The organism is Bacteroides intestinalis DSM 17393 (assembly GCF_000172175.1).
GTDB lineage: Bacteria > Bacteroidota > Bacteroidia > Bacteroidales > Bacteroidaceae > Bacteroides > Bacteroides intestinalis.
The window spans coordinates 57,111-83,769 of the sequence record NZ_ABJL02000006.1; the positions used below are offsets into that span (position 1 = coordinate 57,111).

Below are 26,659 nucleotides of genomic sequence, written 5' to 3' on the forward strand. Positions count from 1 at the left end.
TCCGAACGGCCAAGAATGACGTTCACTATTTATAAGATTATTCCATTGTAATGTTAATTACAAAACGCAACAGATTTGCCTTGTTTGTTTTATCGCGGAAACCAATGCTGATAGTATATTTATCACCTGCAACCGGTGTAGCCGAACGACCTATGTTCAAAGTTTTATCACTTATACTACATTCTGCGAAAAGAGAATACCCTGCCGTTCCCCAATTGGTGACCGTACCGTCTTTCATCATCCAATAGCCGGGAGCATTTGCTGTATATGAACTTTCTTCATCCCATTTCAAGGACTCAAGATTAACAGAATACATATGAATATCACCTTCTCCGTCACCATCAAGCCCTTCACAGAATTCAGCAACAGTCATTCCGAAACGTTCCTGTATCTTGCCTGCATAATCATTAAATGCAATGGAAGCAGCCGAATACTCGCCATCCGGAATATTGATTGATACTTCAACAGGCACGTCTACAATTGCAATCTCACTAAGAATGCGTACATATTGGTCGAAGTCAGTTCCATTGATTGCAAACCCCACATTGATACTAACGGACGAACCTACCATTACATTTTCCAATGCACTTACTACAAGTGTTTTGTTCGACACATTCAGTTCTACAGTAAAATTGGCATTCGTTTGAGTGGAAATATTACCCATTTCATCAAAATACCACCCAGTCATCCCCTTATTGGGAGCTGTTTTGTCCCAAGCATTACGAGCAGCATTTATACCGTGAAACACAACTTTGCCACTTGAAATTCCAGCAATGGCTTCATCCAGTGTCATACCCAATTTTACTTGAAATAATTCAGCATAGTCAGACAAATTGATGATTTGTGTTTGACCGGCACCAAATTGTATCTTTTTTGTAACTGTTGCTTCCGCATCAGCACGCAAATAAGGATTTTCATTCTCGCCATACACATGCTTACTTGTGGCGTCTTCCCAGTTTTCGCTGCACGCCGCCAAAGAGAGGAGTAATCCTCCCAATAGTACATAAAGTATATTCTTTTTCATTGTTTACATATTTAGCTGTTAATACCCGGGATTTTGTTTTAATTTCACATTACCTTCAATCGCTTCCTTCGGAATGGGGAAGATGTTAAGATGGTTGTCTGAAACATCAGTTACCCGAGGTTTGCAAAACCATGATTTACCATTGTATACATTCTGACCATTTGTCATTTTGAAACGGATAAGATCCTGACGACGAACATATTCTCCTACAAATTCCCAAGCACGTTCATCAAGTAAACCACCCAATTCAATATCAGCGCCACCTTCTATTTCGTTAAAGATCTTTGTTGGATCATTTTTCCCCATTTCATTGCGATTTTCACGATGTCCATACGGATAATTACTGCCGCCTTTAAGTTGCGCTACGGTACGAACTGCCTTTGCTGGATTAGATTTGAAGTTACGTGCACGAACTTGCGTTACCAGGTCTGCAGCATCTTGTTCTGTCTCTCCTTTGTATCCGCCCAATCTGAGCAAGCACTCGGCTTTCTTCAACAACACATCGGCATAACGGTAGAAGGGTACATCATCGTAATTTGTAGCCATATCACCCGGAAGGATCTCATATTTTACTAAACGTCCACCTTCATATTCGTAACAACCAGGTTGATCAATGCTACGTATTTCTTTGGTGTAGACTACCTGCACACCATTAGCTATAAGAGGTGTTCCATCCATTGCATATTGAGGCGTATCTACATTCCAACAATCTTTGTAGCGCCCATCGGCAGCATCATACGAATCAAGGAACTGTGACAATACGTTAGCACCGCTGGTAGCCCATGTATTAAAGCCATAAGTCTTCTTGCTGATAACGGCAAGCCACATACTGGCATAATAGTTACCACCTCCATATTTTTCTGTATAGGGTATTCCAAAGATAATCTCAGGATTACCAGAGATATCTTCTTTGAAATTGTCCAAATAGTTGGGAGCCAAAGAATAAAGGCCACTCTCAATAATTTCATTCAGCTCATCGATACACTTACCATACCATGACTTGTCGGAATCATCATTAAACCATGCATTGTGGTTTATATACATATTGGCAAGCAACATATTTACGCTATAGTTATTGATGCGTCCCATGATTTTCTCATTCCCGCACTTACCTTTTACATCATTCAGTTCACTAATGATAAAATCCCACATTTGCTGAGGAGTAGCTTGTTCCGGCAACCATCCTGCTTCATGATTAGCCTCCGTGTCCAATGGGATATTACGGAATGCATCGAACAACATATAATAATACAATGCACGGTATGCTCTAAGCTGCGCTACGGTTGTCTCTACCGATTGTACGGCAGGGTCAGCCAATAAGCGATTACATGCGGTAACACCTGCATAAGCCCGTGTCCAGAAAGCGCCAAAATGCCATATCTGAGGGTTAAATTCATGCTTGTGCAACGGAATATAAAGGTCACCCCAACCAATACCTATTCGATTCGGAATACACCAAAGATCGCCCGAAAGTCCCGAAATATCGGAATAACTATACCAGCCCCAAAGAACATCACGTAGACTATTATATACAGGAACAAACAAAGCCTGTGCATCTTCAGGAGTAAATTGATAAATGTCGGGAGACATCGTATCATAAATTTTCTCACTTAAGTCCGTACAACTATTAAACGAGAGTGAACACGCAACAAGTGCAGTTCCAACATATGTTTTTATTTTTGTTTTCATATTCAGTACCATTTTTAAAATCCAATGTTAACACCAAAAGTAAACGAACGAGTAGTAGGGTAAGTATCACGGTATTCAACACCGGGAGCCTGTACATTACTGATATCAAGTTCTGGATCTAAACCCGAATAACCGGTTATACAGAACAAATTATTACCCGATACGTATACACGAAGGCTCTTCATATACTTATTATTGCGTATCGGAAGGGTGTAGCCAATAGTCAGGTTGCTTAATTTAACAAAATCACCATCTTCCAGATAATAACTTACCACTGCCTGTTTTTGTGCTCTCGACAAGGTATATTCTCCACCATAAGGAGCATTGAGCACACTCTTGAGTTTATTCAGGAACACAGCGTTATTCTCGTAGAAGGCACGTGGAGAGTTGAGTATCTTAAAGAAAAATTGCCCCGTGAACTGTGCAGACAAGTCGAAGTTTTTATAACGCAACTGGTTACTCCAACCTGCAAATAATTGTGGTAATCCGGTTCCAAAGTCCTGACGATAGTTTTCGTCAGCCAACATAGTATCATTCATTTCTTCTATTTCTCCGGTTTGAGGATTCTCAACTAAGAATACACCCCGTTCAGAAACACCTACCGACTTAATCATATAGAAATGGCCTAACTCTTTTCCTACTTCCATATAGTGTGTACCTTGTGAAATAGGAGCATCCAATCCTCCTGTAATACGAAAATTGGCTGTTTCATAAAGATCATTCGAAAGACTTACCAGCTTATTCTTGTTATGTGAAGCAGTCACTGTTGTCTTCCACTCAAAGTCTTTTGTACGTACCGGTACGGCATTGATGGCTATTTCAATACCCGTGTTACGCATTTTACCTACATTAGCCAATGTTTGATTATACAAGTTGGGCGGCACCGGAACAGTATAATTCCACAACATATCCGCAGTATGTTTCCGATAAACATCGATTGAACCACCTAAACGATCATTTAGTGTGCTGAAGTCAAGACCGATATTGTATTCTGTTGATTTCTCCCATTTCAAGTCTGGATTAGGATTGGATGTTGCTACCAGACCGGGTTTCCATTCTCCTTTATCATAGAAATACTGGCTACCAAAACTATATTTCAGTAATGAAAGATAGTTATCATTAGGAATAACACCCGTAGTACCCATACCAATGCGTAACTTCAAGTTATTGAGCCAGGAAATATCCTTCATAAATTCTTCTTTGCTGATAGTCCAACCCAAAGATATTGACGGGAATGTTCCCCATTTATGATTAGCGCCAAAACGTGAAGAACCTTCACGGCGAATGCTGGCAAGAATATTGTATTTATCAGCGAATCCGTAACTTATACGCCCGAAGAAGCCTATCAATTTACTATCATTCTTATAACTGCCCATACCTGCTTTACCATCTTTCAAATAAGCACCCAAACCCAAATTATTGTATTGGAAAAAATCGTTGGGAAAATCAGTATTATTGGCATTGAAGCCAGAGTTCTGCGTATATTGGTAGCTATAACCTGCCAACGCATCAAAACGATGTTGCCGAATGGACATTTGATAGTTTGAAGTAAATTCCAGTTCGTTTGTATAACTGCTTCCATACGATTGGTAAGCATAACCTGTATGCCCGGTACTGCGTTGATCGGGATAATCGGCAGTATAATAACCCTTATCATGTGCGCCCCAAGTACGACGTGAGGCTCGAAGGTTATTTTGCCACCCCTTAATAGGCTCAAATGTCAATGTACCGGTCATACGAGTCCATTCAGTTTTGTAATCACCTTTACGTTCTTTGTTCATAGCCACCGGATTGGCATATTCACTACGACCAAAGTTCTCGTACCAGTTACCATCTACATCTTTGATAGGCTCAGTGGGATTGTGAATAATAGCTTGGCGGTATTGGTAAGTAGCATTATTGGCACTGTTAGTATGTTCGCCTTTGAGCAGGTTTACACTTACTTTCAACATATCATCCAAGAACCAATGCGTCAAGTTCATGTTTAGCGTAAGATCTTTACTGTAAGTGTTCAGAATTACACCCTGATCATCACGATAAGTTACATCAGCAGAATAAGTAGTTTTCTGCGTACCACCACGAACGCTGAGGTTATGATTGTGAGAAAAGCTAGTACGTGTAATGGCATCCAACCAATCCGTATCATAACCTTCATCCGTGAAGTCCGTATAACCCTTACGAATCTCTTCGGGTCCCATAAAGTCATGTTTTTTGCCAAATTGAGACAATGACAGATAACCGGAATAATTGATAGAAGTTTTCTGTTCACGTTTTCCGTCAACTGTAGTAATAAGGATTACACCATTGGCACCACGTGTACCGTAGATCGCAGCTGCGGAAGCATCTTTCAAAACATCTACCGATGCAATGTTTTCGGGTGCCACCGTACTCATATCACCTGGAATGCCATCAATCAATACCAACGGACTATTGCTGCCAGTTAGTGTAATGACACCGCGCAAACGGATACTTGAACCGGAGTTTGGATCACCACTACCTTTCGATACGACCAAACCGGCTACTTTACCCTTAATCAAGTCAGCTGCATCACTCACTTTACCTTGAATAAAATCATCTTTCTTCACGCTGCTGATGGCACTGGTGACATCACCTTTCCTTTGCGTTCCGTAACCAATAACCACTACTTCATCCAATAATTCAGTATCATCAGCCAGAGTAACATCGATCTTTCTTTGGCTTCCCACTGCAATTTCTTGAGACTTGTAACCGATATAAGATACAATCAGTACGGAGTTTGCTCCTTTCACTTTTAGCGTGTACTCACCATCAACATTGGTAATAACACCATTAGAAGTTCCTTTTTCAAGAATATTGGCACCGATAATAGGTTCGCCACTTTTATCTTTTACCACACCTGTGATTGTAACAGCCTGTTGCTGTACAATCTCGGTTCCCATAGTTTCTGTCATCTCCGGAAACGCAAATGCCGGACTAACACTGGCACCTGCTGCTAGAAAAAGACAGGTTGTCGCCTTTAAGACAGCTTTGCTGAATAAGGCTCGTTTTTCATGTGTCTTCATGTTACATTTTAAATTAAAAGGTTAATATTTCACTACAAGTTATAAATTCTTAATTAAAAGAAATGGACTAGTTTACTTTCCACTCAATCACCCCACCTGAAGCACCTTTCTGCAACTGGGCGACTATCTTCAATCCTGTCGTCTTTACCGGTTTGAAATCAAGGCTGTTGTAGCAGTCTTTCTTTACCGTATATTCATTCAATGCTTCTACTTCTTTCCATTTCGCTCCATCTTTATAGTAGAGTTTCCAGCTTTCCGGTATGCGGAAATTGCCGTCGTAATGGTCGAAGTCCAGCCAATAAACCTGTACGTTTGAAACGGTATAAGGCTGATCAAATTGATAGGCCAAGGTTTCCAGCGTTCCATTTCTCAACCACCAATAGTGGTAAGGTTTAGAAATATCCGATGAACGTTTCGGTTCCCATTGGTCATTCACCCCCCATGCCCAAGTTTCTACGGAGGCAGATTCAGGAGCGTCTTTCTGGATAGGAGCCTGTATCATCAGCGTCCGTGCCTTGCTGGCAATTGTCGGTTCGGGAATAGGACGGGCATATTCGGCAGCTTCAGGAATCCAAACCGCCATTTGATCTGCACCACGATTATTCCAGGTTGAATAAGGAATGGCTTTGAAAGGAACCTCTTTCACACTACCATCTTTACCTACTTCTTTCGCATTACCGGTCAGCACTACAACTCCGTTCAATAGGTTAGCATCGTAAGCAGACGCCATTGGAGTACCATCAGGGATGAATTTATTGAAGACAGTGCTGTCAGCCTGATCTTTGCCTTCTAGACAGAACATGATAGGGCCACGTTCGATAGCCAGTTTGCCACAGTCATCTTCTACATTGTCATTAGCCTTGATACGACGTACATCCATCGGAAGGTTGATTTCTACCACATCACCCACTTTCCAGGTACGTGAAATAGTAGCATAGCCATCATATTGTTTAGCATTTACTTTCTTACCGTTGACAGAAATGCTGTAAGCACCTGCCTTATCAGTAAATGAGTAAAGATCCGTCGGCACAGGAGCATCTTGCGCCCAACCCGGGATACGGAAACGCAAAGCAAATTCCTGCTCTTTCTCGGGAGTAACTAAGATGGAAACCTTTCCTTCCCAAGGATATTCAGTAGTCTGTTCCAAAGCTATATTATTGCTGTCTGTATTAAGGTCAGCCTTACTCTGGATATAAAGGTTAACATAAATATCATTACCCTGAGTAGCATACATATAATAAGGTACGGAAGCCATGAAGCGGGTTACATTACCCGGACAGCAAGCACAACCAAACCAATGCTGGCGTTCGTGCTGCCCCATAGATTCGAGCGGATTATCATAGAAAAATTTATCGCCACTGAGTGAAACACCCGAAATAACTCCATTGTAAAGAGCACGCTCCAGTACATCGGCATACTTGGCATTTCCCGTAGCCAGAAACATACGGTGATTCCAATAAACATTGGCGATGGCTGCACAAGTTTCGCAATAGTTGGTATGGTTGTTCAACTCATAGTTGGGACCGAAACCCTCGCCTTGAGGACGTGAACCGATACCGCCGATTATATAAAGTTTCTTACTCACCATATTCTCCCAAATACGACTCAGTGCGTTGAAGTAAGCTGTATCCTGAGTCAGGGCAGCCACATCGGCAACACCCGAATAAAGGTATCCGGCACGCACGGCATGCCCTACAATTTCGTCTTGCTGCAAAATGGGTTTATGATCTTGACTGTATTCGCTAAGACGATGTCCGTCTGTTCCTCTACCGGTTTCCTCCACGAAGTATTTGGCCATTTTCAGATATTTTCCATCACCTGTCACTTTATATAATTTAGCAAGCGCCATTTCAACGATGGGGTGCCCCGAAGGAACATGCTTTTGTCCTTCACCCGGACCAAATACCTGACAAACAAGGTCGGCATTCTTGATAGCTACATCAAGCAAGGAGCGTTTACCTGTTGCGCGATAGTGAGCAACGGCAGCTTCATACAAATGACCGCTATTATAAAGTTCATGACTATTAATCTTTTCCCAACGGCTCTTTCCCCACCAACCGGAAAGGCGATAGCATTTATTAGTAACGCAAGTGGTAAGATAACCATCCGGTTCCTGAGCAGCAGCAATCAAAGTAATAACGCTATCCAGATAAGCATCCAGCGCTTTATCATACTTCACAGCCAGCGAATAAGAGGCTCCTTCTATAATCTTATAAGGATCGGTATCATCAAAAGAAAAGTCACCGCGATGTTCTCCCTTCATCAGACCACCGGCTATGGCAAAGTTATCGAAGCGCCCGTTCTTCTCACATTCTTTAAATGCGGAAGGAATAGAAACAGTACGGTTCGTTTCAATGCGTGGAGTCCAGAAGTTATCATTCAGGTGAACTTGCGTAAAAGGAACTTCTTTGATCGGTGCATCAGGCTTAACGTAGGAATTGCTACAAGCACTCATGCCCAGAAGGGCAATGCTACCGAAAAAAAATTGAATTCGTTTCTTCATCATACTATATATGTGCTTTTAAATCATTAGCATTAGTGTACGGCAAAGGAAAGGGATTTCCTGCTAACAGAATGAAAAAATAATCTATAAGGATAAAAGAATAGTCGAAGCACGAGGCTCCAAAAAGGGATTTAGACAATCATTTCATAGATTGGACTATTTTTTCATGCCTGTAGATATTATACCCAGTAAGCTCATAAACAGCAAGCAAAGACATACTCCCAATTCATATAAAGTTGCATGGCAAAACAAAGGATATGAAGAATTATTTGTACTTTTACCGCAAAACATACTGAGATTATGAGAGCAACTTATATCTGGCAACAAAACAAGTGGCCTGACTTCACCTGGAATGACTCTAAATTATCCTATAAATTAGGTAGAGTCCGAAGCTTACAAGGTAAACTTGTAGGAAAAATGAGTGTGCTCGGTTTTGATCTGAAGAATAGTGTTATGCTCGATGCACTAACGGCAGACATTACAAAATCATCTGAAATAGAAGGTGAGATATTAAATATAGATCAAGTACGATTTTCCGTGGCCCGCCATTTAGGAATAGAAATAGAAGGAATACCCGAAGCGGATCGTTATATAGATGGAGTGGTGCAAGTGATGATAGATGCTACTCAGAATTATATGCAACCCTTAACAGACGAGCGTCTCTTCAACTGGCATGCAGCTTTATTTCCTACAGGGCGAAGTGGTGCATATAAAATAACGGTTGCCAATTGGCGGCAAGGATCAGAACCTATGCAGGTCATATCGGGTGCTATGGGAAAAGAAAAAATTCATTATCAAGCACCTGATTCAAGTGAAATCCCCTATCAAATGGGGCTATTTTTGGATTGGGTAAATGATAATCAGGAGATAGATCCGGTGCTAAAAGCCGCCATAGCTCACTTCTGGTTTGTAACTATTCATCCGTTTGACGATGGTAATGGGCGTATTTCCCGAACAATAACAGATCTATTCTTAGCTCGTGCGGATGAGATGCCGCATCGCTTTTATAGCATGTCTGCTGAAATACGTAAACAGCGGAAAAGTTACTATGATATATTAGAGAAGAGCCAAAAGAGTGGTCTGGATATCACGAATTGGCTTGAATGGTTTTTGGACTGTTTAAAAGCCGCATTGATTCATACAGAAAAAATGGTCAGTACTGTTTTGCAGAAAGCTGCTTTCTGGGACAAGCACCGGTTGGTCTCGATGAATGAGCGACAGATAAAAATGGTGAATTTACTATGGGATGGCTTTAATGGGAAAGTAACCTCCTCAAAGTGGGGAAAGATTACAAAATGTTCTGCGGATACAGCCTTACGTGATATACAAGATTTGATAGCAAAAAATGTACTGCGGAAAACAAACGAAGGAGGACGTAGCACCAATTACGAATTAAATCTGTAATATTTCATAGGAAGCACGTCTTATATTCATCGCATATAATGCGGAGATTACAAATCCTAATCTCCGCATTATTGCATCAGATAAATCCTGATCATTCAAAAACCGCACCCAACCAGACAGATATTCGGAATACACCTACGCCCTAAATACGAGATAAACATGGACCAGATAAGCACACGCAAATGGATGAAAAAATAATCCAATCGAATACAAGAATACTACAAACAGCCATTGAGAGGACCATAGAAAGGCATCTTTTGGACTATTCTTTTATTACATTATATTATTCAGTCCTTCCGTTCGCTCTTTTTTCTTTTACTTTGCAGACAGACAAATAAGAATTAACCGAATCATGAAAAACAACCTCTCTTTCAAATTAGTCGTTATTTCCTTATTTCTGTATTGCGGAAATAATTCACTCGAGGCAGCATCAGGAAAGAAATACGCACTGGCATCTCCCGACGGAAAACTGAAAGTAGAAATCAGTACCGGAGACAAATTATCTTATCAGGTAATGCACGAAAAGGATACAATTCTCTCTCTTTCTAACATAGGCTTGGTTCTGGCTGACGGAACCGAAATAGGAAACTATTCTCAGGCAACAGGTATAAAAAGGAAAAAGATCAGGGATAATGTAGAATCCTCTTTCTACCGCTTCAAGGAGTTCGTTGTTGCATGCAATGAACTCGACTTGAAGTTGAAAGGTGGTTTTGGAGTTACTTTCCGCGCTTATAATGATGGAGTAGCTTACCGTTTCTATACCACACGTACAGCAGGTGTTACAGTCAAAGATGAAATAGCTGAATTCAACTTTAATCAAGATTATACAGCTTATCTTCCTTATACGACGAATGACAAAAAGCCGATGGCAATGGCTTTTCAAAATATATACGATGTTACCCCACTATCAAAGGCACAGCCGAAAGTAGCTTTCCTACCCGTTACAGTGGACTGCGGTAAAACCAAATTAACTCTACTGGAATCTGATCTTGAAGCATATCCGGGAATGTTTGTAGAATCTCAGAAAGATGGATATGGGCTAAAAGGTGTTTTTGCCTCCTACCCTACCCAAACAGATTTCTATCCTTGGCGTATGCAGGAGTATGTAACAGAAACCAGTGATTTCATAGCACGCAGTAGTGAGGCACGTACTTATCCTTGGCGCGTACTGGCTGTTACAGAAAAGGATACGGATATGCCTGTTAATAATCTGGTGTATGCACTGGCATCTCCCAATCGCATAGGTGACACATCATGGATAAAGACCGGAAAAGTGGCCTGGGATTGGTGGAATGACTGGAATCTGAAAGATGTCCCCTTTAAGGCAGGTATCAATATGGATACCTATAAATATTACATAGACTTCGCCAGCAGGAATGATATAGAGTTTATAGTGCTCGACGAGGGTTGGTATAACCCGAAAAGCGGTGATATGCTGACTGTTATTCCGGAACTGGATCTTCCGGAACTGATTGCCTACGGAAAACAGAAAGGAGTTGATATCATTCTTTGGACAGTATTCAATGTACTCGACAAACAACTGGAAGCCGCCTGCAAGAAGTACTCCGAAATGGGTATCAAAGGCTTCAAAGTAGACTTTCTAGATCGTGACGATCAGACTGCTGTTGAAATGGTATATCGTATCGCTGATGCTACGGCAAAACATAAGTTGACACTCGACCTCCATGGCATTTACAAACCTACAGGTATCAATCGCACTTATCCGAATATCATCAACTTTGAGAGCCTGTTCGGTATGGAAGAGGTGAAGTGGACGGATATCAAGAATAACATGCCTCTCTACGATGTGACCTTCCCTTATATCCGTATGATGGCAGGGCCGGTAGATTATACTCCGGGTGCCATGCGCAATGCAACGAAAGCCGACTGGCGTGCCGTCTATTACTCACCGATGAGTATGGGAACCCGTTGTCATCAGTTGGCCGCCTATATTGTACACGATTCTCCGCTCACCATGCTGTGCGATGCTCCGACGAATTATCTGAATGAACAGGAATGTGTGGACTTCATCACTTCAATTCCTGTGGAGACGGATTCTACCTTTATCGCCGCAGGTAAAATGGGAGAATATATCGTTAGTGTACGAAAGAAAGATATCAACTGGTACATTGGCGGGATGACAAACTGGGATGAACGTGATGTAGAACTTGACTTTTCGTTCCTGCCTTCCAATGTTCGCTATACAGCCACGCTTTTTGCTGATGGTATTAATGCGAACAAGCAAGCGGAAGATTATCGTACAGAGAAACTGATTATAGATAAAAACAGCCGGATAAAGCTACATTTAGCTTCGGGCGGAGGATTCGCGATGAAACTTGAGTTATATCCGGTGCGAGGTGAAGTAACGTCCATACCCGAGGGAAAGAATATTCCTTCTTTTTATAAGAAATACATTGAAACTGAGGGATTATATGTCACTTCTTCCGAAAGGGTAAGTGATGAAGCGTTGCTGAAAGCCTGCGATATCATCAGTCTGATGCTATCAAAACGTCCGGATGTAAAAGCGCATATGGTGAAAAAAGGCTGCCATGTGATGGTTATCGGTAAAGACGAAGAAACTTGTGATTTACCGGAATTTGCCCATATCTGCAATTCACCGGACAGCATTGCATACTGGAACTGGCGTGCCCGTGGTTTCGGTGGAGCACCGGAAGATGAGTTCTCCGCCAGTTGCGGGGAAGAGAATCTGTTGGCCTTGCCACAAGATAAATATATGGGTGAGAATATTCTGATTCATGAATTTGCTCATCTGATACATATGGTAGGAATTGCAGGTGTGGAACCGGATTTCAATGACCGACTGGAAGCATTGTGGAAAAGTGCTGGAGAAAAAGGGCTATGGGCCGGTACTTATGCATTAAGCAACAAGGAAGAGTATTTTGCGGAATGTGTACAGTCTTTCTTTAACTGTAACCGTTACGCTGATCCAGCCAATGGTGTACACAATTCTATGAATCGTCGCGTAAAGCTGAAAGCCTACGATCCGGAAATGTACAAGTTGTTGAAAGAATATTTTTATGAGATAGAGATACCGATTAATAATGAAATACATAAATGACCAGCGTAGCGCTGGAACAAGGTTTGCTGCGCGGTGCAAGTAATTTTTCTAACAATAAAGTAATAATATGAATAGAACCATTCTTTTAATCACTTTCTTTTTAATAGGAGCCATTTCCGCCTTTGCACAGGCCGCTTTCAATACTCCCGGTGCCGGCAATCCCGTGATTCCCGGATATTTCGCCGACCCTACCATCAAAAAGTTTGGTGATACTTATTATATGTACGCCACTACCGATGGCAGTGGTGCAGGCTTCGGCCCTGCACAAGTATGGACCAGCAAGGACTTCATTAACTGGACCCTGATGCCCATGAACTGGCCCGACAGCCACTGGATATGGGCACCCGATGTGATGCAGCACTCTGATGGAAAGTACTACTATTTCTACTGCCAGCCCTGTATCATTCATTGCGGAGTCAGTGAAACGCCCCGTGGCCCGTGGAAGAATATCCTAGGCAATAGCGAAGCCGTCCTCATCCCCGACCGTTTCGTAACAAATGCCATCACTCTGGATGGACAAACATTTGTGGACGATGACGGTTCAGTCTATATGTACTGGGGAACCTGGGGTATTTACAAAGGTTTCGGTTGCGGTGCCGGAAAATCAGCTCCCGATTTGAAGAGTTTTATCGAAACCCGCCTCATCCCCAATACCGAAGCCACCGATTTCTTTGAAGCACCTTTTGTAATCAAACGCAATGGAACCTACTACTTTATGTATTCCTCCGGTTCCTGCCACGACCACACATACCGTGTGCAATACGCCACCTCAGACAAGCCTCTGGGGCCTTACACCTATGGCGGCTGCATCCTCGAAACCAATGCTGACGGAACCATTCACGGTCCCGGACATCACAGTATCCTCCAGGAAGGCAATGATTACTATATCATTTATCACCGCCACGATAATCCACACTCCAACCGTGGTTTCCACCGCCAGCTTTGCATCGACCGCATGTCATTCAATGCAGACGGGACGATTCAGAAAATCATCCCTACTCATGACGGCGTAGGTGCACTGGCCCCCTCCGTTGTTAAATCAGCCAACCTTGCCTTTGGTAAAAGCGTGCGTGCCTCTTCCTCTTATGATGACAACTTCCGTCCCGAATATGCCGTAGATGATAACAACGGAACTTTATGGCACCCGCGCGGCATGGGACAGGAATGGCTTGAAATAGACTTGGGACGCACCCAGCAGATACAAACGATCTGGACCCAATTTGAATATGGCACTCAGTTCTATCAATACCTGATTGAAACTTCAACAGACGGTAAACACTGGAATATCTTTGCCGACAAGCGAAACAATCATCTGGCAGGCAGTCCGATGGTGGACTTCGGAAAAGCCAAAGCCCGCTTCGTGCGCCTCACTTATACCGGCGGACAGAAGAATGGCTTCGGTGGTGCTATCTGGAACATCAAGGTATTTTCCGGTATCGAAGACTCCGCTCCCCAACAGTGGATCGGTCTGACAGCCGCCGACTGGAATGGTCGCGAATGGCAGAACAATGAAGGAATGTTAGGAGGTGCTTTTATCCTGAAAGCAGGATCAGCCCGCACCAAGCGCATTGACGGACGCGATGCACTGGTTCTCGAACCGGGTACTACACTGGAATACCGTCACCCGTTACTTTCTCCCTCCAAGGAGCATACAATTAGTGGGTTAGTTCATAGGTTAGGTAGATGGCAAAACTACGAAGCGGAGTCCGCCCTTTCATCCGGCGTGATTTCGCTTCAAAGTGGAGCCAAACCCTTAATCATCACTAATCTGCGCTACTATAACTGGAAACAGGCACCTGCCGAACAGGAATATGATACCACTACGGATATCGTCCGCTTACCGACTGCTGATCAGCAAAAGCGTGGCCTAGTAGTAAGCATCACCGCCGATGACTTCGCCGCAGGCGACACCGTACATTATCTTTCCAATCATGGAATAGAAGGATACTTCGAAGCCCACAAAGCCCCCTCCATCATTAAGGAAGTGGAAGGAAAAAAGAGTTTCAGTTTTGATGGTCATCAGGTATTCCAGTCCAACTTCTCCCTGCCTGCAACCTTGCTGGACAATGCCCCCTATACATTGGAAGCCTGGATACTGAATGATTCTATTGCCGAAAACGAATGTGTAGCCGACTTCACGACTTCGCATGACGAATTGGAAAAGATTATGCTCTTCAGTGGTACGGAACCCCGATGCGGTGTCATCAACCACTACGGCTGGTACGAAGATGCCGGATACAAGGACATGAAAGAGCTGACCGGCAAATGGCAGCATATCTATATTTGTTTCGACGGCCGCATGGAACAAGTATATATCAATGGTAAATTAATTAGCGAAAAAGACATTCAATTGCTAATAAAACCATCACAATACGTAACTTTGGGGCGGAATGTAGAACGCAACTGGCCGTTCACGGGCTACCTGCATTCACTGAAACTATGGGACGAATATATTCCAATCAAGAAATAATACCATAAAACGAATAATAACCATGAGAAAAGTATTAGTTACCACCCTGCTGGTTGCCGCCACCATAGGCGGTCAGGCACAAGTGAAAAACCAATCACACGGGTATCCCATCGATCCCGTACCTTTCACCTCGGTGAAAGTAACCGACTCCTTCTGGGGACAACGCCTCAACGCGAGCCGAGAGGTAACCATCCCCCTGGCATTCAGCAAATGCGAGGAAACCGGAAGATATCAGAACTTTGTCAACGCAGCACATCCCAGCGATACGATTAAAGTAGGCGGACTGGCTTTCGACGATACGGACGTCTATAAAACCATCGAGGGCGCCAGCTACCTGTTACAGACTTATCCGGACAAGAAACTGGCTAAATACATTGACAGTGTACTGGTAATTGTAGCCGCAGCACAAGAACCGGACGGATACCTCTACACCAGTCGCACCATGAACCCGAAGCATCCACACGAATGGGCGGGAAGCAAACGTTGGGAAAAGGTAGAAGACCTGAGCCACGAGTTCTACAACCTGGGACACATGGTGGAAGGCGCCATCGCTCACTACCAGGCCACCGGAAAGAAGAACTTCCTCAATATCGCCATCCGATATGCCGACTGCGTATGCCGTGAAATCGGTACAGGCGAGGGACAGCAAATCCGCGTTCCCGGACATCAGATTGCAGAAATGGCACTTGCCAAACTTTATCTGGTCACCGGAGACAAGAAATACCTCGACCAGGCCAAGTTCTTCCTCGACCAGCGTGGATATACCAGCCGTACGGACGAATACAGCCAAGCACATAAACCGGTGGTTCAGCAGGATGAGGCTGTGGGGCACGCTGTTCGCGCCGCATATATGTATGCAGGTATGGCCGACGTAGCCGCCCTGACGGGAGACACCGCCTATATCCATGCCATCGACCGCATCTGGGATAATATCGTCGGCAAGAAATACTACATCACCGGCGGTATCGGAGCTACCGCAGCCGGAGAGGCTTTCGGCAAGAATTATGAATTGCCCAACATGTCAGCCTATTGCGAGACTTGTGCTGCCATCGGCAACGTGTACGTCAACTACCGTCTTTTCCTCCTGCACGGTGAATCCAAATACTACGATGTACTGGAACGCACCTTATACAATGGTCTGATTTCAGGTGTATCCCTGGACGGCGGTGGCTTCTTCTACCCCAACCCGATGGAAAGTATGGGACAGCATCAACGCCAGCCCTGGTTCGGTTGTGCCTGCTGCCCGTCCAACATCTGCCGTTTCATCCCGTCCCTGCCGGGGTATATCTACGCTGTGAAGGATAAGGACGTTTACGTTAACCTCTTCATGTCCAATACTTCCGACCTGAAAGTGGGTGGCAAAGCTGTTTCTATCGAGCAAACCACCCAATACCCGTGGAACGGCGACATCACCATCGGCATCAACAAGAACAGCGCCGGACAGTTCAACCTGAAAGTCCGTATTCCCGGATGGGTTCGGGGTCAGGTAGTTCCCAGTGACCTGTATACCTATAGTGACGGCAAGCGTCTGAAGTACACAGTGAAAGTAAACGGAGAAGCCGTACAGAATGAGCTGAAAGATGGTTATTTCTGCATCGACCGCCGTTGGAAAAAGGGTGACAAGGTGGAAGTACACTTCGACATGGAACCGCGTATCGTGAAAGCCAACAATAAAGTGGAAGCCGACCGCGGACGCATTGCCGTAGAACGCGGACCGATTGTATACTGTGCAGAATTCCCGGATAATAACTTCGACATCTTCAGCGTATTCATGAACCGCAACCCGAAGTTTGAAGTGGTAGAAAAGCCCGATCTCCTGTATGGCATCAACCAATTGAAGACCGGCGCACAGACACTTGGCTACGACGATCAGGGTCGCCTGACCACTACCGATGTGAGCCTGACACTGATACCTTACTACGCATGGGCTCACCGTGGTTCGGGAGCTATGGAAGTATGGTTGCCGCAAGAGCTGAGCGCATCCCGCCCCACCATGCCTGCCACACTGGCTTCGGAAAGTAAAATAGACGCATCCCATCGCGCAAAATCCATCTCGGCCATCAATGACCGCCTGATTCCGAAAGATGAAAATGACCGTTCCCTGCCCTACTACCATTGGTGGCCCAAACAGGGAACTACGGAATGGATCACGTATGAATTCCCGGCAGAAGCTGCCGTATCAAGTTCCACCGTATATTGGTTTGATGATGCCCCTTGGGGCGGCTGTCGTGTACCGAAAAGCTGGAAGATATATTATAAAGATGCGCAAGGCCAGTGGCAGCCCGTCACAGGTGCCGACAAATATGGCGTTGTAAAAGGTGCGGGAAACACCGTAAACTTTGATCCCGTAAAAACCAAATCAATAAAACTGGAAATCACCCTGCCAGACAAACATGCAGCAGGTGTTTATGAATGGGAAGTACAATAAAGGTTAGTTAGATATGAATGTTTGTAAATTAGGTTTGTCGATAGCCATGCTCCTTAGCGGGGGCATGGCTTTCGCACAAGGCACGGTGGACGATTATAACCGTGCCTACGCATTGAGAGAGAAATTCAGTGCCAACAAAGTATTCTACTCCAACGTCACACCGCAATGGATAGAAGGCACACATCAGTTCTGGTATGTACGCAATACGCCCGAAGGCCGTATCTACGTATCGGTGAACGCAGACAAGAAAAGCAGAAAGGAATTGTTCGACCACAAGCGTTTGGCAAGCGCACTGAGCAACGCGTCCGGCAAAGAAGTAAACCCCGAAGCAATCCAGTTGGAACGGTTACGGGTGAATCCGAGCTTAGATACGCTTCGTTTTGTATTCGGCAACCAATGCTGGATGTACACCACCCGCAAGAATCAGTTGGTAAATGAAGGCAGCTTGCCCGACCGTAATGCACCACAGAAGCACTGGATGGAGCGAGATGACGAAAAAGAAGCCGCTCCCGTAACTTCACCCGATGGAAAGTATACCGCCTATATCAAAAATCAGAATGTATATGTGAAGGAACTTGCCACGGGAAAAGAAAAGCAGTTGAGCCTTGACGGTACACTCAGCAACTATTACTCAGCTTATATCCGCTGGTCTCCGGACAGCAAGAAGGTGGCATCCTGCAAAATCCGCCCGGTAGAGAAACGATATGTGTACTATGTAGAGTCTTCTCCGGCAGATCAACTCCAACCGAAGCTGCACAAGCAGGAATATGCCAAACCGGGAGACGAACTTCCTTTCAAGATACCTTGCATTTATGAAGTTGAAACAGGACGAGGCATCATCCCCAGCACCGACCTCTTCGATCGGCAGTATGAAATATACGGTCCCGAATGGAACAATGACAGTCGTGCCGTAACCTTCGAATACAATCAGCGTGGACATCAGGTATATCGTGTACTTGAACTCTCTGCCGAGACAGGCATCGTGCATCCTCTGATAGAAGAAACCTCTGACAAATACGTGAACTATACCCGCCGTTTCCGTCACGACCTAAGGGACAACAAGCACATCATCTGGATGAGCGAACGGGATAACTGGAACCACCTGTACATGTATGACCGCACTACCGCACAGCCCATCCATCAGATAACCCGCGGCGAATGGTATGTGCGCGAAGTGCTCCGCGTAGACGAGGACAACCGACAGATTTATTTCTCCGCAAATGGTGTACAACCCGGTGAGGACCCTTATCTCATCCGCTATTACCGCATTGGTTTCGACGGGAAAGACTTGGTTTGCCTTACTCCGGAAGAAGGAATGCACCGTGCCTGGTTCTCGGGAGATATGAATTATCTGGTAGACGTTTACTCTATGGTAAACAAAGCTCCTGTTACCGTATTGCGCAGTGCCGAAGATGGCAAGGTGGTGATGCCGCTGGAGACAGCCGATATCAGTCGTCTGGAAGCAGAAGGCTGGAAAGCACCGGAAGTATTTACCGCCAAGGGGCGTGACGGCAAAACGGATATGTGGGGACTGATTGTTCGTCCCACCAACTTCGACCCGAACCGGAAGTATCCGGTTATCGAATACATTTACCAAGGTCCCGGCGACCAATATGTACCCAAGACTTTCATTCCGTACAATTGGTACATGACTTCACTTGCCGAACTCGGCTTTATCGTCGTCATGGTGGATGGAATGGGAACTTCTTTCCGTTCACGCGAATTTGAAAATGTATGTTATAAGAATCTGAAAGATGCAGGACTTCCCGATCACATCGCTTGGATAAAAGCTGCCGGAGAGAAGTATCCGTATATGGATATGGACCGCGTAGGCATCTACGGCTGTTCCGCCGGAGGTCAGGAGTCCACCACTGCCGTGCTGCTGCATCCCGAATTCTACAAAGCCGCTTATTCCGCCTGTGGCTGCCACGACAACCGCATGGATAAAATCTGGTGGAACGAACTCTGGCTGGGATATCCCGTGGGAGATCAATATAAGGAAGGATCGAATGTAGAGAATGCCCATTTGTTGAGCCGCCCCCTAATGCTGGTAGTCGGTGAACTGGATGACAATGTAGACCCCGCTTCAACCATGCAAGTAGTAAACGCTTTGATTAAGGCAAACAAGGATTTTGAACTGGTAGTCATCCCTGGCGCACACCATACGATGGGCGAAGACTTCGGGGAACATAAACGGTATGATTTCTTTGTACGTCATTTGATGGGGGGAAACCCGCCAAAGTGGGACAAGGTGAAGAAGTGATAGAGTGATAAGGTGGTAAAGTGATAAGCACTCTATCACCTTATCACTTTATCACTTTATCACTCTCCCCTACCCCTTCAACCGTATTACGAACCTGCTCCCCTTTCCCAATTCACTTTCCACCGTCAACGTGCCGCCATGAGCCTCCACAAAGTCCTTTGAGATGGACAAGCCCAGGCCACTGCCTTGCACCTTCGTACCCGGCACACGGAAATAGCGGTCGAAAATACTTTGATGATAACGCGGGTCGATGCCCTTGCCAAAGTCCTGCACGTACATCTCAATAATTCCGTCTTCATGCTTGGCACCAATCACCACACGCCCGTTTTCTTTGGAGTAGCGGATGGCGTTGCTCAGAAGATTCGTCAGTACCCAAGCTATCTTTTCACTATCCACAAACAGTTTCGGCATCTTCTCGTCGGGATATTCCACTTCTATCTGAATACCAAATTTATCAGCCTGCACCTGATTGGCCTTAATGGCATACTCAATAAGCTCGATAGGCTTCGTTATCTTCGGCATCATCTGGAGCTTGCCGGCTTCTACTTGTGTCATATTCAGGAGTTCACCGGTGATACCCAGCAGGCGGTCGGCATTCTCTTTAATGCTTTTCGATAATTGTTCCTGCTCATCATTCAAAGCTCCTACCCGCTTGTCTTCCAACAACTGCAAACTCATAAGAATAGCTGATATAGGCGTTTTCAGTTCATGGGAGATGGTGGAGATGAAGGTGGTCTTGGCAGAGTCCAGCTCCTTAAACTCGGTGATATTCTTCAACAGGATGACGTCACCCAGGTTTTGCGGTTCGTCCGGATCGGTTTCCGTGTTCATAATCGTGATATAGGACGCCTGAAAATAGCTCTCCTTGTTGTCCGCATAGATTTTCAGCGGTTCCTTCTTTTCACTGGGAGTGATGAGTTCGCGCACCAGACGGCGGAGCAGGTCGTTCTTCAGCGAGAGTTCTTCGGCGGAATGGCGGATAACCTCTTCCCGCTTCAAGTTAAGCACGGTGAGTGCCTCTTTGTTGATGAAAAGTATTTCATGCTCCCGGTTCAAGCCGATGATAGGCTCGTGAATACTGTTCACGATGGCTTCCAGAAACTTCTTGGCAGCAAGAATATCGTTCAGTGTGCTGGCACGGTATTCCGTCAGCCGTTCCGCCATGCGGTTGAAGCTATCGGCCACTGCGCTGAACTCTTCGTGCCCGCTCATGTCGAGGCGTTTCTCGTAATTGTGATTGGCTATTTCGAAGATGCCGTGCGTCAGTTCCTGAATAGGCTTACTGATGGAACGGGGCAACCAGACCAACAACACGATACTGGCAAGAATACAGACGCCTCCGGTAACGGAAATCCACAGCAGAGCACGCTGCAAACCCGGCATGGCGGCAGGGCTGTCCGGTTCGGTGGCTGTCAGTATCTGAAGATTCACTACGGAGAGAGCAACCAGCAGAATGATCATACCAGCCAGAATGCCTACACTGAGTATTAATTTAGTACGAATATTCATAATGCACTGATGAATTAAATTTTATGCAAGTATAATCAAATCTATGTTTGCTTGCGCCAATTCGCTCACAAATTTTCTGTATTTCAACACCATGAACAAGGATTGCGGAAAGCGGAAAGCAGGACTGCCCATGCAAACAGAAGTAATCTGTCTCTCCTTACAAGTACGGATGATGGCATCCAATACATCTTTCGACTGTACCTGGAGGACTTCACCATCCAACTCAGTGACCAGTTTGAAGTGGTTCAGCAGATAACGTTGGCTTGCCAGGTCGATGCGGTCGGCACTCTCGCGGGGCGTCTGCACATACAGGGCAATGAAAGAAGTATTGTAGCGGGTAGCCAGCCGTGCCGCCTTACGGATGATGCGCCGTGGCGTCTTCTCATGACTGCTGATGCATGCCAGAAACTTCTCGTGCCGGACACCTACGCTCGAAATGACGACTTCGTTCTCCACCTTCTTCTCCACTCGCAGGGCTACTTCCTTCAAGGCCAGTTCACGGAGTTGGAGGATGTTCTCGGTCCGGAAGAAGTTGGTCAGTGCCGTCTGCACCTTCTCCGGGCGATAAATCTTGCCGGCTTTCAGACGGGTTATCAGTTCTTCGGCAGTCAGGTCGATGTTCACCACCTCGTCCGCTTCCTGAAGGACACTGTCGGGGATGCGCTCTTTGACTTCGATGCCGGAGATGCCTTGCACTTCTTCGTTCACGCTCTCGATGTGCTGGATGTTGACGGCGGAAATCACGTTGATGCCTTCGTCCAAAAGGTCCATCACGTCCTGCCAACGCTTTTCGTTACGACTGCCTTCTACGTTGGTATGCGCCAGTTCGTCCACGATGACTATTTCGGGATGGATGCGGATGATACCCTCCAAATCCATTTCTTCCAGTTCCTTGCCTTTGTAGAATATCCGTCGGCGGGGGATGACGGGCAGGCCTGCAAGGAGAGCTTCCGTCCCGGCACGTCCGTGGGTTTCGATGTAGCCGATTTGCACGTCTACGCCGTTGTCCAGCAGGTCGTGGGCTTCCTGGAGCATCCGGTAAGACTTGCCCACACCGGCTATCATGCCGATGTAAATCTTGAACTTGCCACGACGGGATTTCTTTATCAGGTCGAGGAAGTGTTGCACGTTTTGTTCTCTGTCCATACCTTTAAGTAGTTATCATTATGGGTTAGCCGGGATTAGTAAGTGAGTTGGCATATCATCAATACGGATGATGGGTATCATCAATACGGATGATGACTATCATCAATGCCGATGATGTCTATCATCAATGCCAATGATGCCTATCATCAATGCCAATGATGATAGGCTAAGTCATAGAGACAAGATACTTCTGTCACTTACATTAAGGCTTTAAGGTTATACCAAAGACTAAGTGGGTATCTTCCAAACAAGGATTCCAGATAGCCTGTGCAAAGATAGGCAATGAAAATGAGTCTGTTATCCTGATAGCCGTAGTAGCTTTCAATGCTACATTGGTAAAGGCAAAACCGGAGTTTCCATATCCTACCGTATAAGTTTCATAAGGAACGAATCCTACGGTTGCACTCAAACCTACCGACTTCACACTGAACGGATAGTTCAGTTCACAATAGGAAGAATAGTTTTGCGCGCCTTCCTCATTTTTATCGGCTCCCGCAAACATAGTGTACCAAGCTATGGACAGGGGAAACTTCTCGCAAGGCAACGTATAGGCCAGACCAGCTTCAAAGAAATGTGCCGTCTCATGACTTTTGAAGTTGAAATACTGACAGGCACCCTGTCCCGCCCACCAAAGGCTCGCCACAGACAGTGACAGACCGGACTCGCCGAATGCGTAAGCTGCCGTCAGGTCTATCTCCTTGTTTGCCTGGCCTTCGGTAGATTTATAACCGTCGAAGTCCGTGGAACCCCACGCAGTCAGAGAGAAGCCGCCGATGCCGAAACCCAGTGTAGGTTGGAAGCTGGCTCCCGTCTGATATACGCCGCGCCAGACGTAAGAGCTTACTAAATCACCCTGCACGGTAAATTCCTGTGCCTTCACATCATTTGTCCCGAAAAAACATGCAGCAACAATGGCTGCTATTACAAAAAACGTTCTTTTTACTTGTTTCATAATTCATTCAATCTTTAAAATACAATCTCTTAAAAAGAGAGAGGCGTGTCTCCGTTCACCCTGTTTTTAGACATCACCATGGCAAAATATGAACGGAGCCTGTCCGCCTCTCTTCTACCAACCTAAAGTTAGATTCTGATTATTAAAATAATTGGTTGTACAAATGATAATTTACCAGCGTGCATTTCCTAAGCCTGTAAGGCTTTTATCTTACAGCCCAGGGTAACACCCTGGGTAATGGATGCTCCCACAGTCTTACGCCCTGTAAGGGCAAAAGCCCATGCGTGCTGTAATGCCCTTACAGGACGCAAAGAGAAACACATGGCAATCCCCCAGGGCGTTGCCCTGGGCTATAAGATAAAAGGCTTTCAGCCTACCAGGTACTATCACGTCAATGAGTATGCCGAAAGGAAACCTTGATCCAGCGCTACGCTGCTAAATTATCATTTAATATTGTCTATCTCTTCGAGTGCAATGTTCAGTTTCAACACATTCACTTTCTCCGTACCGAAAAGGCCGAGAAGCGGTTTCTGTATCGTCTCGTCCACGATACTCTTCACCTTCGCCTCATCCATGCCACGTGCCTGGGCTACGCGTTTCACCTGTACGTATGCACTGGCGGGAGTGATATCCGGATCAAGCCCCGAAGCACTGGCTGTCACCATTTCAGCCGGAACGTCCTTGCGTTGTAGATAGGGATGGTGCACCAGGAAAGTATCGATACGGGCTTCTACTTCCGAAAGGTATTCTTCGTTGGTAGGGCCTTTGTTGCTACCGGAAGAACTGGTAGCATCGTAACCGTCACCGGCATGGGAAGGACGTCCCCAGAAGTAGATGTCTTTTGTAAACATCTGTCCTACATTAGCGGCACCGACCACCTTACCATCCAGAGTCGCTACTTCCGCATTACCCTTATTTGGACCTGCCACCTGGGCAAATATCCACAGGATAAGGATATAGAATACAGAGAAGAACACGCAAAAAGCAAGTGTTATTTTGAGGGATTTGAATAATGTTTTCATTATCTTGTTATTTATTAGTTTGTTATTATCAGGCCTTCTTCCGAAAGGAAACCCGGCCGGGGCGCCTCGCCCCTAAAAGAATAAACTGACTACCATATCTATTAATTTAATTCCGATAAAGGGTGCAATGACACCGCCTAAGCCATAAATCAGCAAGTTGCGGCGAAGCAATGCACTGGCACCAATCGGTTTATACTGTACTCCTTTCAGTGCCAACGGAATCAATATAGGAATAATGATAGCGTTAAAGATTATAGCTGAAAGGATGGCTGACTCAGGACTATGCAGCCCCATGACGTTCAGCGGTGCTAACTGAGGGATGGCTACCATAAACAAAGCGGGAATAATCGCAAAGTATTTAGCCACGTCATTTGCTATAGAGAACGTGGTCAATGTACCGCGCGTCATCAACAACTGTTTACCGATTTCCACAATTTCAATCAGCTTCGTAGGATCGTTGTCCAAGTCCACCATATTACCGGCTTCCTTTGCAGCCTGCGTACCGCTATTCATAGCAACGCCCACATTTGCCTGTGCCAATGCCGGAGCATCATTTGTACCGTCTCCCATCATTGCCACCAGCTTACCGGATTGTTGCTCTTTCTTGATATATTCCATCTTGTCTTCCGGCCGGGCCTCAGCTATAAAATCATCCACACCGGCCTTTTCTGCGATGTACTTTGCCGTCAGCGGGTTATCTCCGGTCACCATTACCGTCTTCACTCCCATCTTGCGAAGGCGTTCGAAACGTTCCTGAATACCCGGTTTGATGATATCCTGCAACTCAATAACGCCAGCCACCTGCCGGTTGACACACACTACCAACGGTGTACCGCCGTTACTTGAAATTGCAGCAATCACATCTTCCACCTCTTTCGGGAAACTGTTTCCGGCACTCTCTGCAATCCGGCGGATAGCATCGAAAGCACCTTTACGTATCTGAGTACCATTTTGCAAATCCACGCCTGAACACTTTGTTTCGGCAGTGAACTTAATCATCCGGGCACCCGTAGTATTCAGGTCACGCATGCGGCGACCTGTTTCCCGTCCCAGTTCTATAATTGATTTACCTTCCGGTGTTTCATCGGAGATGGAGGACAGCAGGCAAGCCTCAATAAAATCACGTTCGTCCACACCGGGAGCTGCATAGAACTTCGTAGCTTTACGGTTACCGATTGTAATAGTTCCCGTCTTATCCAGCAGCAACGTATCAATATCACCGGCCGTTTCCACCGCCTTACCCGATTTCGTTATCACATTGGCACGAAGCGCACGGTCCATACCTGCAATGCCGATAGCGGAAAGCAGACCACCGATTGTGGTCGGTATCAGGCAGACAAACAGGGAGAGAATAGCTGCAATCGAGATGTACGTTCCCGGATGATCTATATTCGTATAGTCCGCCATCGGAATCAGCGTGACGCAAACAATCACGAACACCAGTGTGAAACCGGCCAGCAAGATAGTCAACGCTATTTCATTCGGTGTTTTTTTCCGGGTAGCGCCTTCCACTAATGCAATCATCTTGTCGAGGAAGCTCTCACCCTGTTGTTGGGTTACCAATACCTTTATCTTATCAGAAAGCACCTTCGTACCACCGGTTACGGAACTCTTATCTCCACCCGCCTCACGGATAACCGGGGCAGATTCGCCTGTGATGGCACTTTCGTCAATGGAAGCCAGTCCTTCTACAATCTCACCGTCAGCCGGAATCGTATCACCGGCTTCGCAAATAAAGTAATCACCTTTCTTCAGGCGTGCACTACTGATATGGCAGACTTTGCCATCAATCAGGATTTTAGCGGGAGTCTCCTCACGCGTCTTGCGCAGGCTGTCGGCCTGGGCCTTACCACGAGCCTCGGCAATGGCCTCAGCGAAGTTGGCGAACAGCAGAGTAACAAAGAGAACGACGAACACCAGGAAGTTGTACCCGAATGTTCCATATTCCGTAGTTCCCAGCGAGAGGATGCAGACCACCAACATCACCAGCGTCACAAGCTCCACCGTAAACATAATCGGATTCTTAATCATCACCCGTGGATCCAACTTCACGAATGATTGCTTCAAGCTTTCCATTACTTGCTCCTTTTGAAACAAAGAAGCTGATTTCTTATCTTTCATATCTTTCT

At 45.5% G+C, this 26,659-nt stretch carries 14 protein-coding genes; 5 read left to right on the forward strand and 9 right to left on the reverse strand.

All coding sequences use genetic code 11. The features are described 5' to 3' along the window. Positions 1-37: 37 nt before the first annotated feature. From BACINT_RS02355 to BACINT_RS02370, 4 genes are all read right to left on the reverse strand, one after another. Entirely contained in the window at positions 38-1,024 is a 987-nt protein-coding gene (locus BACINT_RS02355) for a DUF4859 domain-containing protein (RefSeq protein ID WP_007660258.1), read from the reverse strand. Between the two features lie 18 nt (positions 1,025-1,042). Continuing rightward, a complete protein-coding gene (locus tag BACINT_RS02360) occupies positions 1,043-2,713 on the reverse strand; it encodes a RagB/SusD family nutrient uptake outer membrane protein (protein WP_021967972.1) in 1,671 nt (556 codons plus the stop codon). Positions 2,714-2,727: 14 nt separating this feature from the next. Continuing rightward, positions 2,728-5,754, reverse strand: a complete 3,027-nt coding sequence (locus tag BACINT_RS02365) for a SusC/RagA family TonB-linked outer membrane protein (protein WP_007660263.1) — start codon at positions 5,752-5,754, stop codon at positions 2,728-2,730. 67 nt (positions 5,755-5,821) lie between these two features. After that, positions 5,822-8,257: a glycoside hydrolase family 127 protein gene (locus BACINT_RS02370; RefSeq protein ID WP_044154705.1), complete on the reverse strand. Its 2,436-nt coding sequence runs from the start codon at positions 8,255-8,257 to the stop codon at positions 5,822-5,824. Between the two features lie 300 nt (positions 8,258-8,557). Between BACINT_RS02370 and BACINT_RS02375 the strand changes: the two genes are divergently transcribed. The 5 genes from BACINT_RS02375 (at position 8,558) to BACINT_RS02395 (ending at position 19,901) form a co-directional block, all read left to right on the forward strand. After that, complete coding sequence (locus BACINT_RS02375) at positions 8,558-9,661, forward strand: Fic family protein (RefSeq protein WP_007660269.1); 1,104 nt, start codon at positions 8,558-8,560, stop codon at positions 9,659-9,661. A 352-nt stretch (positions 9,662-10,013) separates the two neighbouring features. Further along, entirely contained in the window at positions 10,014-12,740 is a 2,727-nt protein-coding gene (locus BACINT_RS02380; protein ID WP_007660272.1) for a glycoside hydrolase family 97 catalytic domain-containing protein, read from the forward strand. 67 nt (positions 12,741-12,807) lie between these two features. Continuing rightward, entirely contained in the window at positions 12,808-15,210 is a 2,403-nt protein-coding gene (locus BACINT_RS02385) for a family 43 glycosylhydrolase (RefSeq protein ID WP_007660273.1), read from the forward strand. 22 nt (positions 15,211-15,232) lie between these two features. Further along, positions 15,233-17,638 carry a glycoside hydrolase family 127 protein gene (locus BACINT_RS02390; protein ID WP_007660274.1) on the forward strand — a complete coding sequence of 802 codons (2,406 nt, stop codon included), beginning with the start codon at positions 15,233-15,235 and terminating at the stop codon, positions 17,636-17,638. 13 nt (positions 17,639-17,651) lie between these two features. Next, a complete protein-coding gene (locus BACINT_RS02395; RefSeq protein ID WP_007660275.1) occupies positions 17,652-19,901 on the forward strand; it encodes a S9 family peptidase in 2,250 nt (749 codons plus the stop codon). Between the two features lie 69 nt (positions 19,902-19,970). On the opposite strand, the gene BACINT_RS02400 is transcribed toward BACINT_RS02395, so the two are convergent. The 5 genes from BACINT_RS02400 to kdpB form a co-directional block, all read right to left on the reverse strand. Continuing rightward, positions 19,971-21,410: a sensor histidine kinase gene (locus tag BACINT_RS02400; protein ID WP_007660276.1), complete on the reverse strand. Its 1,440-nt coding sequence runs from the start codon at positions 21,408-21,410 to the stop codon at positions 19,971-19,973. Between the two features lie 21 nt (positions 21,411-21,431). Beyond that, positions 21,432-22,556 carry a sensor protein KdpD gene (locus tag BACINT_RS02405; protein ID WP_007660277.1) on the reverse strand — a complete coding sequence of 375 codons (1,125 nt, stop codon included), beginning with the start codon at positions 22,554-22,556 and terminating at the stop codon, positions 21,432-21,434. A gap of 202 nt (positions 22,557-22,758) precedes the next feature. After that, the gene (locus BACINT_RS02410) at positions 22,759-23,508 is read right to left on the reverse strand and encodes a TorF family putative porin (RefSeq protein WP_007660279.1); all 750 of its coding nucleotides are present in this window, start codon (positions 23,506-23,508) and stop codon (positions 22,759-22,761) included. Between the two features lie 443 nt (positions 23,509-23,951). Continuing rightward, complete coding sequence (locus BACINT_RS02420; RefSeq protein WP_007660283.1) at positions 23,952-24,530, reverse strand: K(+)-transporting ATPase subunit C; 579 nt, start codon at positions 24,528-24,530, stop codon at positions 23,952-23,954. A 72-nt stretch (positions 24,531-24,602) separates the two neighbouring features. Beyond that, positions 24,603-26,651 (reverse strand): potassium-transporting ATPase subunit KdpB, encoded by a 2,049-nt coding sequence (kdpB, locus tag BACINT_RS02425; protein ID WP_007660285.1) that lies wholly within the window; start codon positions 26,649-26,651, stop codon positions 24,603-24,605. Positions 26,652-26,659 lie beyond the last annotated feature (8 nt).